The organism is Pseudoclavibacter sp. CFCC 13611 (assembly GCF_008831225.1).
Taxonomy (GTDB): Bacteria; Actinomycetota; Actinomycetes; order Actinomycetales; family Microbacteriaceae; genus Pseudoclavibacter_A.
This window is the reverse complement of sequence record NZ_WBKE01000001.1, coordinates 806401-820084: the sequence shown is the minus strand read 5'-3', so window position 1 is coordinate 820084 and position 13684 is coordinate 806401. Positions and strand designations below refer to the sequence as shown.

At 65.7% G+C, this 13684-nt stretch carries 6 protein-coding genes; 1 reads left to right on the top strand and 5 read right to left on the bottom strand.

The window, feature by feature from the left end:
- Positions 1–3 precede the first annotated feature (3 nt).
- From ileS to F8O08_RS03580, 5 genes are all read right to left on the bottom strand, one after another.
- Positions 4–3279 (bottom strand): isoleucine--tRNA ligase, encoded by a 3276-nt coding sequence (gene ileS / locus F8O08_RS03600; protein ID WP_158042681.1) that lies wholly within the window; start codon positions 3277–3279, stop codon positions 4–6.
- A gap of 285 nt (positions 3280–3564) precedes the next feature.
- Positions 3565–3999 (bottom strand): pyridoxamine 5'-phosphate oxidase family protein, encoded by a 435-nt coding sequence (locus tag F8O08_RS03595; RefSeq protein WP_158042556.1) that lies wholly within the window; start codon positions 3997–3999, stop codon positions 3565–3567.
- Positions 4000–4044: 45 nt separating this feature from the next.
- A complete protein-coding gene (locus F8O08_RS03590) occupies positions 4045–5286 on the bottom strand; it encodes a hypothetical protein (RefSeq protein WP_158042555.1) in 1242 nt (413 codons plus the stop codon).
- 163 nt (positions 5287–5449) lie between these two features.
- Positions 5450–8476: an FAD-binding and (Fe-S)-binding domain-containing protein gene (locus tag F8O08_RS03585; RefSeq protein WP_158042554.1), complete on the bottom strand. Its 3027-nt coding sequence runs from the start codon at positions 8474–8476 to the stop codon at positions 5450–5452.
- Between the two features lie 151 nt (positions 8477–8627).
- Positions 8628–10151 carry a L,D-transpeptidase gene (locus F8O08_RS03580; protein ID WP_158042553.1) on the bottom strand — a complete coding sequence of 508 codons (1524 nt, stop codon included), beginning with the start codon at positions 10149–10151 and terminating at the stop codon, positions 8628–8630.
- 212 nt (positions 10152–10363) lie between these two features.
- Here F8O08_RS03580 and valS point away from each other — a divergent pair, with 212 nt between their 5' ends.
- Positions 10364–13009, top strand: a complete 2646-nt coding sequence (valS, locus tag F8O08_RS03575) for a valine--tRNA ligase (protein WP_225733552.1) — start codon at positions 10364–10366, stop codon at positions 13007–13009.
- Positions 13010–13684: the final 675 nt, after the last annotated feature.

Genomic DNA, 13684 nt, shown 5'->3' with positions numbered 1-13684 from the left:
GGTTCAGGCCTTCTCGATCAGGATGCCGACCCGCTCGCCGTCGCCGACGGGCTGGTCTGCCTCGTCGCCGAGCGCTTCGACAGTGACGACATGGAGGTCGGTCGCGAGTGTCTCGGCGGCGATCAGGTCACGATTGGCCTCGAGCGCCGCACGCACAGCGTCTTCGCCGCCCAAGGTGAGGTGGATGCGATCGCTGATCTCGAGTCCGGCTGCGCGTCGTGCCTGCTGCACCTGGCGCACCGTGTCACGCGCCAGCCCTTCGGCGGCGAGCTCAGGGGTCACCGCGGTTTCGAGCAGGACGAAACCGCCGCCGGAAAGCAGCCCGACCGCGTGATCGGTGCCTCTGTCTGAGCTGGCGTCGGCGACCAGATCGATCGAGTACTCCCCCGGCTGCAGGGCGATGCCGCCCGAGACGACTTGGTCTCCCTCTGCACTCCAGTCGCCGGTCTTGGAGCCCTTGATGGCGGTCTGCACCTCGCGGCCGAGGCGTGGACCGCACACCCGAGCATGCACGGTCAGTCGCTTTGACACACCGAAGCGCTCTGCGGTCTGCTCGCTGAGCTCGACGAGGTCGACCGACTTCACGTTGAGCTCGTCACGCAGGATGTCGGCGAACGGAGCCAGCGCATCCGCGCCCGCCTCGACCACGGTGAGCTTCGACAGCGGCAGACGCACCCGCAGGTGCTCAGCCTTGCGCAGCGCGAGGGCGGCGCTCGAGACGTCTCGCACTTGATCCATCGCGGCGACCAGGTCGTCGTCTTTCGGGAACGCACCGGCGTCGGGCCAGTCCTGCAGATGCACGCTCTCGCCCCCGGTGAGGTCCTTCCAGATGCGCTCGGTGACCAGCGGCAGCAGCGGAGCGGCCACACGCGTGACCGTCTCGAGCACCGTGTAGAGCGTGTCGAACGCGTCGGTGTCTTCGCCCACCCAGAAACGGTCGCGACTGCGTCGCACGTACCAGTTGGTCAGCACGTCTGCGAACTGCCGCAGCGCGTCGGTCGCGTCGACGCCGTTGAGGCCTTCGAGCGCGACCTCGACCGTGCGCACCAGGTCACCGGTCTTGGCCAGCAGGTACCGGTCGAGCACGTCGGTCGAGTCGGTTCGCCACTTCGCCTCGTAGCCGGACGCCGACGAACCGGCGGGCCGTGCCGTGTTCGCGTACATCTGGAAGAAGTACCAGGTGCTCCAGAGCGGCAGGATGACCTGGCGCACGCCTTCGCGGATGCCCTCTTCGGTGACGATCAGGTTGCCGCCGCGCAGCACCGGGCTCGACATCAGGAACCAGCGCATGGCGTCCGAGCCGTCGCGATCGAAGACCTCGTTGACGTCTGGGTAGTTGCGCAGAGACTTCGACATCTTCTGCCCGTCGTTGCCGAGCACGATGCCGTGGCTGATCACGTTGGTGAACGCGGGGCGGTCGAAGAGCGCGGTGGCGAGCACATGCATGTTGTAGAACCAGCCGCGGGTCTGCCCGATGTACTCGACGATGAAGTCAGAGGGGTTGTGGGTGTCGAACCACTCTTTGTTCTCGAACGGGTAGTGCACCTGTGCGAAGGGCATCGAGCCCGACTCGAACCAGCAGTCGAGCACCTCGGGCACGCGGCGCATGGTCGACTTGCCGGTCGGGTCGTCGGGGTTCGGTCGGGTGAGCTCGTCGATGTAGGGGCGGTGCAGGTTGTCGACCTTCACGCCGAAGTCCTGTTCGAGCTGCTCGATCGAGCCGTAGACGTCGACGCGCGGGTACTCGGGATCGTCGCTCTTCCACACCGGGATCGGTGCGCCCCAGTAGCGGTTGCGCGAGATGTTCCAGTCGCGGGCGTTCTCGAGCCACTTGCCGAACTGACCGTCTTTGACGTTGTCGGGCACCCAGTTGATCTGCTGGTTGAGCGCGATCATGCGGTCTTTGACCTTGGTCACGTTCACGAACCAGGCAGGCAGCGCCATGTAGATGAGCGGCTTGCCGCTGCGCCAGGAGTGCGGGTAGGAGTGCTCGATGGTCGCCTGTTCGAGCAGACGGCCGTGCGACTTGACCAGTTTGATCAGCGTCTTGTTCGCCTCGAACACGTTCACTCCGGCGACCTCGGGCACGCTGGGCAGAAACTCACCCGCCTGATTGACCGAGAGCACGACGGGGATGTCGTACTTCTGGCAGGTCAGCTGGTCGTCTTCGCCATAGGCCGGAGCCTGATGGACGATGCCGGTGCCGTCTGTGGTCGACACGTAGTCAGCCACCAGGATCTGCCAGGCGTTCTGCGTGCCGTACTGCTCTGCATCGGCGAAGTAGTCGAACAGCCGCTCGTAACGCACGTGCTCGAGTTCGGCGCCCAGCAGCGTACGCTCCACGGCATCCTGCGCGGCCTCAGCGGAGTCATACCCCAGTGCCTTCGCATGCGAGCCGACCAGATCGCGGGCCAGCACGAACCGTGTGCCCGCAGGCGAGCCGTCGCCTGCACCGGCCTCACCGGCAGGCACGACCGCATAGACGATCTCGGGGCCGACCGCGAGCGCGAGGTTCGTCGGCAGCGTCCACGGGGTCGTCGTCCAGGCGATCGCCTTGGCACCCTCGAGCCCGAGCGCGGCTGCTTTGTCACCCGTCAGCGGGAAGGTGACCGTGACGGTGGGATCCTGACGCATCCTGTAGGCGTCGTCGAGCTTCGTCTCCTGGTTCGACAGCGGCGTCTGCTCGTACCAGCTGTAGGGCAGCACACGATAGCCGTCGTAGATCAGGCCCTTGTCATAGAGGGTCTTGAACGCCCAGATGACGCTCTCCATGTAGGTGAGGTCGAGCGTCTTGTAGTCATTGTCGAAGTCGACCCAGCGGGCCGAACGAGTGACGTATTCGCGCCATTCGTTGGTGAAGCGCAGCACGCTGGCGCGAGTCGCCTCGTTGAACTTCGCGATGCCGAAGGTCTCTTCGATCTCGCGCTTGTCGGTGATGCCGAGTTCTTTCTCTGCCTGCAGCTCAGCGGGCAGCCCATGGGTGTCCCAGCCGAAGCGGCGCTCGACGCGCTGGCCGCGCATGGTGTGAAACCGGGGAAAGACGTCTTTGGCGTAGCCGGTCAGCAGGTGCCCATAGTGCGGCAGGCCGTTGGCGAACGGAGGGCCGTCGTAGAAGACCCACTCGGGGGCGTGCTGGTCGCGTCGCTGGTCGATCGACTTCTGAAAGGTGTCATCGCCCTTCCAGAAGGCCAGGATGCCCTGCTCGACTGCGGGGAAGCTCGGCGAAGGCTGGACTGATTCGGGATGCTCGCTGCCGGGGCTGGGAAGCGGATAGACCATTGCGCGTGTCACTCTCGTGCTCGTTCACCTGCACGAGGACGCCGCCCTTCTGCGAAAGACGTGCGCGGTACCACCTCGCTTGCTCGCCTGCCTCGTCTGACGACGACACCGACGAACCGCTTCTCTTCGGCTGTCTCGGGCCGGACCCGTCTGGGTCTACTGCGCCTGTCGTTCGCGGCGACCTGCGGTTCTTCCAGATGCTCCCCGGTGATGGCCGGATCAGTGCAATATCTCAGTGTAGCGCGATCAGTCCGAGCCCGCAGAGGTCACGGAGCGCCCCTGCGATCAGGCCGCGCCTTCCGGTTCCGCTTCCGGCTCTGGCCCGAAGACGAAGCGACGACCCGTGATCTCGCTGACCACGATGCGCACGACGTTCTCTTTGACGGTCGGCACCCACGGCCTGAGCCCGGCCTGTTCGGCCGCTTCGAGTGCGCTCTCAGAGGTCAGCACCTCGGCGGTTCCTTTGGCCACGACGCTCCAACCGCCGGTCTCGGTGTACTGCTCTGTCTGGAAGGCGACCTTCGGGTTCGCCGTCACGCCGAAGAGCTTCGTGCCGGGAGCGGTGCGCAGCAGGATGCTGCGGTCGCGAACAGCGTAGTTCACGGGCAGCACCTCAGGGGCATCGTTGACGATGAAGCCGAGGTGGCCGAGGGTGTTCCTGGCGAACAGCTGCCATGCCTCGTCTTCGCCGACTCGAGTGATCACTGTGTTGTCTTCCATACATCACATGTACACCCTGTGGTGGGAAGAGTCCACTCTGAGCGGTCAGTACCAGCCGGTCGACTGAGAGTGGCCCCAAGCGCCGCAGGGCGTGCCGTAGCGACCGCGAATGTAGCCCAGCCCCCATTCGATCTGCGTCTGAGCGTTGGTTCTCCAGTCAGCTCCGACGGAGCCCATCTTGCTGCCCGGCAGAGACTGCGGAATGCCGTAGGCACCGCTGCTGCGGTTCTCAGCGTTGACCTGCCACCCCGACTCTTTCTGCCAGAGATTGACCAGACAGACGAACTGGTCGTTGCCCCAGCCCATCTGGGAGATGCGCGACTGAGCGTACGCCTTCGCCGCAGCAGGCGAAGAGCCACCGCTCGGCGCTGGGGCCGGAGCTGGTGCCGGTGCCGGCGCAGGAGCCGGAGTCGGCGTCGGCGCAGGAGCGGGCGCAGGACGGTTCGGTGCAGCTGGCGTCTGCGGCTGAGCCGGCGCGCTGCTGCGGGCTGGCGCACTGTCGGAGGCTGCGGCCTGCGGCTGGTTCGATGCGGCGATCGAGGCCGCCAGCTCACGCTGTCGTCGCTCCTCGGCCTCCTGCGCCGCAGTCGTGCGCTTGATGTCGGCAAGCTGCTGCAGCAGCCCCTGCTGTTGAGTCTGCAGAGCGCTGACAGCCGCGTCAGCCGAAGCGGATGCCGCACTCGCGGCCTGAGCGTCGCTCTCGGCTTCGCGGGCGAGACGCTCGCGTTCGGATTCGACCTGCTGCTGCTGGTCGGTAAGCGCCTGGAGCTCGCTGGCTCGCTGCCCTGCCTCGGTCATGCGCTGATCGGTCTGCTGCGAGACCTGCCCCAGTGTGGTCAGCCTCCAGAGCGCGGCAGAGGGATCGCGACTGGTCACGAGCTGCCCCGCCGGGTCTGTCTCCATCCCGGTGCCGCGCGCGAGCTGCTGCACTGCGGAGGTGCTGTTTCGACGAGCTTCGTCGGCGGCGGCGCGAGCGGTGTCGATCTGTCCCTGCAGCGCCGCCACCTGCTCGGTGGCCGTGGTGAGAGCCTGTTGAGCGTCGCTCGCATCGCCCTGTGCGCGTACCGCGGCGTCACCGGCTTCGTCGGAACGCTGCTCGAGATCATCGAGCTGCCCGTTGATCGCGTCGATCTGCGACTGGGTGTCACCGGCGGCGTCGGCACGGGCAAGCGGCAGGTCGACCCGCCCGGGGGCGAACGACGAAGGGGTGACCGCGAGAGCGGTCGCCAGCGTGCACGCAGCCGCAGACCCTGCCGCCCAGCGCAGCGGTCGTCGTCTCGAGGTCATCCGGTCTCTCACTCTCCTGCAGCAATGTGTCGTCAGACCGGGTGAGGCGAGAACCGTGCTCCGCTCGTCACGACGACACTCTCGACCCTAGTCAACCCATGCCGTGTTCGCATCTGCGTCTGCGAGGCCAGAGCGGGCGACCACAGAGATGATCCCGCCCCTGTCAGTACCTCAGGTGCAGTCCGTCGGCCAAAAGCTGGGCGAGCGCCCGCCCATCTTTGTCGGCGAGGTTGTCTGCCTGAGTGCGACACGAGAACCCGTCGGCCAGGTAGACGTAGTCACCGCCGCAGCTCTGGTCGGCCTCGCGCAGCGCCGGCAGCAGAGCGTTCTCGGCGACGGCGACCGAGGTCTCGTAGTGCCCCTTCTCCATGCCGAAGTTTCCGGCGAGCCCGCAGCAGCCGGCCAGCTCGGTGAACTCGACGCCGGCACGTTTGAGCAGCGCACGATCGGGGGCGAACCCGATCACCGAGTACTGGTGGCAGTGCGGCTGCACCACTGCCGTGGTGCCGTGCAGATCGGGCAGCTGCCAGTCGGGCCTCGGCCCGAGAGGTGCGGGGGCACTGAGCAGCTCAGAAAGGGTGAACACATGGTCGGCGACGACCTGCGAACGCGGATCGTTCGGCAAGAGGTGCAGCAGGTCGCTGCGCAGCACCGCCGTACACGAGGGTTCGAGCCCAAGGATCGGAATCCCGCGAGCCGCGAACGGCCCCAGCTTGCCCAGCAGATCTTCGAGCCGGGACCTCGCGCCGTCCAACTGGCCGGTCGTGATCCAGGTCAGCCCGCAGCAGGCGTTGTCCGGCGGCAGCACCACCTCATAGCCGGCGTCTTCCAGCACGGCGACGGCCGCCCGTGGAATCTCCGGCGCGATGCCGTTGCTGAACGAGTCGGTCCACAATACGACCGGGGTGCGAACTCCGGCCCGCCGCGCAGCCACCGCGCCCCGCCGCGCGTCACTGTCTGCGGCATCCACAGGAAGCATGCCCGTCGCCGCACCCGCTCGCCCGCCCACCGACGCGACCCAGTTGACATCGGTGAAGAAGTCATGCGAGCGTCGTCGACCGTCGCGCTTGAGCCAGCGCCCGAACTGCTGAGGGGCGAAGCCGGGCATGCGCCGACGACGATCCATGCCGCCGCCTCGGATGATCGCCTGCTGCACGCCGGGCACTTTCATGATCGCGTTGACCGCTGCCGGAGCGATGCCCACCAGGCGCAGCCAGCGCGGCAGCCAGCCCAGCGAGTAGTGCGATATGGGCCGCACCCGTCCCTTGTGTTTGTGGTACAGCACCTCAGACTTGTACTGAGCCATGTCGATGCCGGCCGGGCAGTCGCTCGAGCAGGCCTTGCACGAGAGGCACAGGTCGAGCGCGTCGGCCACCTCGGGGGCATCCCACCCGCCGTCGACCAGCGTGCCTCGGATCATCTCTTCCAGCACACGAGCGCGGGCGCGCGTCGAGTCTTTCTCGTCTTTGCTCGCCTGATACGAAGGGCACATGAACCCGCCGGCGGCGCGCATGTCGGCGCGGCACTTGCCGACGCCCATGCAGCGGTGCACCGCCGTCGAGAAGTCGCCGTGATCGCTTTCGAACGAGAAGCCGCCGGATGCCGGCACCGGCCCGGCGTTCGGGCGTCGCACGTGCTCGTCGATGGGATCAGGATCGACCAGCACGCCCGGGTTGAGCAGTGAATCGGGATCGAACACGCCCTTGACCCGGCGAAAGAGATCGATCGCGTCAGCGGAGTACATGCGCGGCAGCAGCTCGGATCGCGCCCGACCATCACCGTGCTCTCCCGAGAGCGAGCCGCCGTAGGTCGCCACGAGATCGGCGGCGCGCTCCATGAAGTCGCGCATCACCTGCGGGTCGCGATCAAGCGGGAAGTCGATGCGGATGTGTGTGCAGCCATCGCCGAAGTGGCCGTACATCAGACCGTCGAGTCGGTACTCCTTCATCAGCGCGTCGAATCGACGCAGATACTCGCCGAGGCGGGCGGGCGGCACGGCGGCGTCCTCCCAGTTGGGCCAGGCCTGCTCCCCTGCCGGCGTGCGACCACCGAGGCCTGCTCCATCTGCTCGGATGCGCCACATCGCGGTCGCATCGGGCCCTGGTGGGAAGACCGCGACCTCATCGCTTGCGGATGCCTCGGCGAGCTGGTGGGCGCGCTCGCGAGCATCGGCCTCGTCGACGCCGCCGACCTCGACCATCATCCAGCCGGCGCCCTTGGGCAGGTCGGGCACCGCACCGTCGCCTTTGTGCTGGCGCACCACGTCGACCAGCCTGGAGTCCATTCCCTCGATGGCTAGCGGCTTCAGCGGCAGAAGATTGACCACGTCGTCGGCCGCCTCGAACATGTCGGGGTAGCCCAGGACGACGAGGTGTGGGGCGGTCGGCACCGGCACCAGCCGAATGGTGGCCTGCAGGATCACGCACAGCGTGCCCTCCGTGCCCGCGAGCATGCGTGCCAGATTCTCTTTGCGCTCGGGCAGCAGATGCTCGAGCGAATAGCCTGACACCTGGCGGCCGAACGTGCCGAACTCTCGACGGATCGTGGCGAGACCGCCGTGAACGATGTCACGCAGCTCGGGAAACTCGTCGAGCCCGGTCGAGGCCGTGAACCGACGACCGGTGCCATCCACCACATCGAGATCGATCACCTGGTCGGCGCTGCGACCCCAGGCGAGCGCATGGGGGCCGCAGGCGTTGTTGCCGATGGAGCCGCCGATGGTGCAGCGCGTCCATGTCGAGGGATCTGGCCCGAAGCGCAGCCCATGCGGGGCGCCGGCCTTCTGAATCGCGGCGAGCAGCACACCGGGCTGCACGACGGCGGTGCGGGCTTCGGGATCAAGCGAAAGGATGCGATTGTAATGCCGAGAGGTGTCGAGCACGATGCCCGGGCCGATGGCGTTGCCTGCGATCGACGTGCCGGCTCCGCGCATGGTGACCGGCAGCTGGTGCGATCGGGCGATGCGCATGACTGCGACGATGTCTTCGGCCGTGCGAGGAAAGACAACCGCACGTGGAGCCACGCGATACACCGAGGCATCTGACGAGTACTCGGCCCGGCGGCGTGTGCCTGAATCCACATCGGCCGCACCACCGCTGAGCACACCCGCGATCTCGGCGACGACGTCAGCATCCAGCGCTGCAGCATCCGCCGGTGGTCGAAGCACCGGGGGGCCGGCCAATGTCGACATGCGATCTTCCTTTCGAGACTCCCCCGTGCGTCGTGGAATGAGTTTCGCGCTCATGCGCGCACAGCTCGAATCTTACAATGCACGCGACGAAGCGATCGGCGAGCGCACTCCCCAGACCTGCGAACCGCGCGTTCGAAGCCGGTTCGTCGAATCAGTAGTGCACTGAGACCGGAGTGCCGATCGGTGCGAAGTCGTAGACCGTCTTCGCGTCGGCCTCGCGCAGGTTCACGCACCCATGGCTCATGTCTGAGATGCCGAACTGGTTGTGCCAGTAGGTGCCATGCAGAGCCTGGTCACCGTTGAAGAACGTTGACCACTTGACGTTCGGCGTGCAGTAGTCGTACTGCGGCGTGCAGCCCATGCTCTGCACCGTCGTCTTGTACCAGACCTTGTAGTTGCCGACCTTGGTCGACGTCTTCGCCGCCTGCATCGCCCCGGAGTTCGTCTGCAGACCGGGAGACATCGGGAAGGTGGTGACGACCTGGCCGTTCTCGATCAACGAGGCCGAGCGCGATGCGAGGCTGATGTCGATCTTGCGGTCGACGGTCTTGGTCTCGAACGGCACTTCGGTGACCGGCAGGTCGAACGAGCTGTCGCCTGTGGCGGCCTTCGCGGCGACGTCTTCAGAGAATGACGACACATCGCCCAGTGTCTTGCCTGTGCTGCCAGGCACGAGCACGACGTTGGCGTCAGAGGCGAGCACGGTCTGCGTCTTGGGCGTCGGGTCGAGCTTCGTGGGTGCGTTCTGTTCGACGAAGTCGCTGATGGCCTTGGCGTCGTAGACCGCGGTGAACTGGCCGTCGCGGTCAGAGATCTTGACCCACGACCCGACTGTGACCGCATCGGCCGTGATCAGCGGCTTGCCCGCGGCCTGGAAGATCATCTTGCGCACGAGATGCTGAGCCGTGGGCAGAGCGGCCTGAGCCTGTTCGTCGGTGATCGTGGGCTGCACCTCACTCTGGCTCACGCGTTGGGCTGAAGAGTCGCCGTTGGCGAAGGAGTTGAGGAACGCAGTCTGCACGGCGGCCGCGTCGACTCCTTGGCCGGCCTTCCCGGGAACGACCGTGAATGAGGCCTTCGCCGGCTGATACTCCAGGCTCGGTTCAGTGACCGTGTATGCCGCTGGCCATGCGTCAGAGAAGAATGTGCTCTCTGCGGCTGCATCGGCTGAGACCTGCGGAGAGACGGTCGAGGCGTTGTTCCAGCGCCAGAACTGCCATGCCGGCTGACCTGCGATCACGTCATGCGCTGTCTGCTGCGCATCGATCTGCAGCCCCAGGTCGGCTGCGCTGACCTGCTGCTGAGTGCCGTCGAAGCTGAACGGCACCGAGTGCTGATCGAACTGACGTTGAATGGTCTGTGCCGCCTGTTCGCTGGTCTGACCGCCGAGATCTGCGCCGGCATACGTGACGCCAGGAGCGACGTGGTCACCTGAGTACCAAGCCCCAAAACCGAGGGCGGCCAGAACGAGCACGCCCACCCCGCCGAGAATGAACGGCGCCTTGCGACGGCGCTTGCGACCAGGCCCCGTTGTGCCAGAACTGCGGTCGGCTCCTCCTGCGGGCGGCATGCCGCCTGCGGCCGCGACATCGATCAGTTGGGTCGTGGGCTTGGCTTCCGGAGTCATCCCCGTGCCCGTGCCTCGATCCAAAGTGACGTTGTCCCCCATGGGCATGCTTCCTCTCGCCGTGCAGCCTCGCAAGCGAGACGGGCACTGATGTCTGTCGAATCATATTAGTACAGACAACCAAGCTCGACCGTGGACGAAACGCCCATGTGTATGCTGAATTGGATCGACGTTTCGTCGACTCGTATCCGACATTCAGGCACACAGCAGCCCATTTCGGCTCATGACGCGGTGCCGCACATACTGAAGGAGCACCTCAGGTGACCGATTCCGCTGCCAACGGCATCCCCGACAAACCCGCACTCGAAGGCCTCGAGCAGAAGTGGAACGCCAAGTGGGATCAGCAGGGCACCTTCCACTTCGATCGCGATGCCGCCAAGGCCAAGGGCGTCTATTCGATCGACACGCCCCCGCCCACCGCATCCGGCTCACTGCACATCGGCCACGTCTTCAGCTACACGCACACCGACGTGATCGCACGGTACCAGCGCGCGCAGGGCAAAGAGGTCTTCTACCCGATGGGCTGGGATGACAACGGCCTGCCGACCGAACGACGCGTGCAGAACTACTACGGCGTGCGCTGCGATCCCTCGCTCCCTTACACTCCAGACTTCGTTCCCCCGTTCGAAGGCGGCGACGGCAAGAGCGTGAAGGCCGCCGATCAGCAGCCCATCTCGCGTCGCAACTTCATCGAACTCTGCGAGCGCCTGACCAAAGAAGACGAGAAGCAGTTCGAGCAGCTCTGGCGCTCCGTGGGGCTCTCGGTCGACTGGAACCAGACCTACCGCACCATCGGCGACGAGTCGATCACGGCCAGTCAGCGGGCATTTCTGCGCAATGTGGCGCGCGGTGAGGCGTATCAGGCGGATGCTCCCACGCTTTGGGACGTCACCTTCCGCACGGCGGTGGCACAGGCCGAGCTCGAAGACCGCGAGCGCGACGGCGCCTATCATTCTCTGGCCTTCCACGGAACGGGCGCACATGACGGCGAAGACGTCATCATCGAGACCACTCGCCCAGAGCTGCTGCCTGCCTGCGTCGCGCTCGTGGCGCATCCCGACGACGAGCGGTACCAGAAGCTCTTCGGCACCACGGTGCGCACGCCGCTCTTCGGCGTCGAGGTGCCGGTGCTCGCCCACCGTCTCGCCCAGCCCGACAAGGGATCGGGCATCGCGATGATCTGTACTTTCGGTGATGTCACCGACGTGGTGTGGTGGCGCGAGCTGCACCTGCCGAACCGCACCATCATCGGCCAGGACGGTCGCGTCATCGATCTGAGCCCGGAATGGATCACCGACGAGCAGGGTCGCGAGGCCTTCGCTCAGCTCGTGGGCAAGACGGTGTTCTCAGCCCAGAAGGCCGTCGTCGCGGCACTCCAGGAGTCGGGCGAGATGCTGGGCGCACCCAAACCGATCAAGCATCCGGTCAAGTTCTTCGAGAAGGGCGATCGCCCGCTCGAGATCGTCAGCACGCGCCAGTGGTACATCTCGAACGGCGCGGGCGACGAGAAGCTGCGTGCCACGCTGAAAGAGCGCGGAAACGAGCTGGAGTGGCACCCGGCGTTCATGCACGTGCGCTACGACAACTGGGTCGACGGTCTCAACGGAGACTGGCTGGTGAGTCGTCAGCGCTACTTCGGCGTGCCGATTCCGGTCTGGTACCCGATCGATGCCGAGGGCGTCACCGACTATGAGCATCCCATCGTGCCCGACGAGTCGCAGCTTCCGGTCGACCCCTCGTCGCAGGCGCCCGCCGGCTTCGACGAGTCGCAGCGAGGACAGGCCGGCGGCTTCGTCGGTGAGGTCGACGTACTCGACACCTGGGCGACTTCCTCGCTCACTCCGCAGCTGGCCGGCGGCTGGGAGCGCGATCCTGAGCTCTGGGACCTCGTCGCACCCTATGATCTGCGCCCTCAGGCGCAGGACATCATCCGCACCTGGCTGTTCTCGACCCTGCTGCGCAGCGAGCTCGAAGATCACCGCCTGCCGTGGTCGCACACCACGATCTCGGGCTTCATCGTCGACCCCGACCGCAAGAAGATGTCGAAGTCGAAGGGCAACGTCGTCACCCCGCTGAGCCTGCTCGAGCAGTTCAGCTCGGACGCCGTGCGCTACTGGGCGGCTGCCTACAAGCTGGGCACCGACGCTGCGTTCGACCCGCAGAACCCGAAGCAGATCAAGGTCGGCCGCCGTCTGGCGATCAAGATTCTGAACGCGGCCAAGTTCGTGCTCGCCTTCGGTCAGGCGTCCCAAGGAACGCAGGCGACGAACCCGCTCGACATCAGCCTGCTGGCGACGCTGGCAGAGGTCGTCGAGCAGTCGACCAAGGCTTTCGACGCGTACGACCATGCTCGTGCGCTCGAAGTGACCGAGTCGTTCTTCTGGACGTTCTGCGACGACTACATCGAGATCGTCAAAGAGCGTGCCTACGGCGCGGCCGGCGACGCTGAGCGAGACTCGGCTCTGGTCACCCTGCAGACGGCACTCGAGGTGCTGCTGCGGCTCTTCGCGCCGTTCATCGTGTACGCAACCGAAGAGGTCTACAGCTGGACGCACGACGAGTCCATCCACCGTCAGCCCTGGCCGACTGCCGCCGAGGTGCTGGCTCCTGCGGCTCGCCCCGCCGAGCCAGCCGATGCTGCCGGCGACGATATCGACGAGGGCGGCGTGTTCGCGGCGGTCAGCGATGCGCTGATCACCTTCCGTCGAGCGAAGACCGAGGCGAAGGTCAAGATGCGCACCCCGATCGTGACGGCCACGCTGCACGGGCCGGCAGACCGCATCCAGCAGGTCGCTCTCGCGCTCGACGATCTGCGTTCGGTCGCCAAGGCAGAGCAGATCGTGCTGGCCGAAGACGGCGAGCAGTTCACCGTCAGCGATGTGGAGTTCGGCTCGCTCGACCAGTAGGCGGTCTGTGGCCGGCCGAGTTGAGAGGCGGATGCTCCGTGGCATCCGCCTCTTCGCTCATCTGTCGCTGTGATTCCGGCCGGGCTGTCACTTCCGCGAGGATCTGATGTTCATGTCAGATCCTTGGGTGGCCAGAATGCTGTCCATGGATCTGTTCATTGTCCAGTGAGGCTGGGTATCCGTGAACCGTCTGGCAGTTCCTGCTGGGAATATGTCGGGGTGTCTGGTGGGCAGGCGACGCGGGTGAAGGCGTCGGCGTGTGCTTGGGTCCCGAGGGTGACGGGGATATTGATGCATGTCCGTGCCTCCGTGGGTGCGTCAGGATCTTGGCGGGGTATGTGCCAGGGGTCAGCGGAACCGATACCGATAAAAACCACGAGGTGGAATAGGGAATGCTGGTCGTCCAATGATTCGACGGACAGCACACCGTAATGCACAGAGTCCCCACTGGCGACTTCTGGAGTTCTCAGCCAGTTCAAGACATCAGATTCCGTTGTGCTCAAAGGCACACCAGAGCCAAGCTTTCCTGCATCAATCGCTCGGTTCATACCTCCTACCAAGTCCTCGGAGAAAAAATTGATCTTCCGCAGCTCGCTCGGGCTTGGAGCAGGGGGATCGTCATCAGAACAACCACTCAAACAGAATGTCGCAGCGAGAACAGACACGAAGACCGCG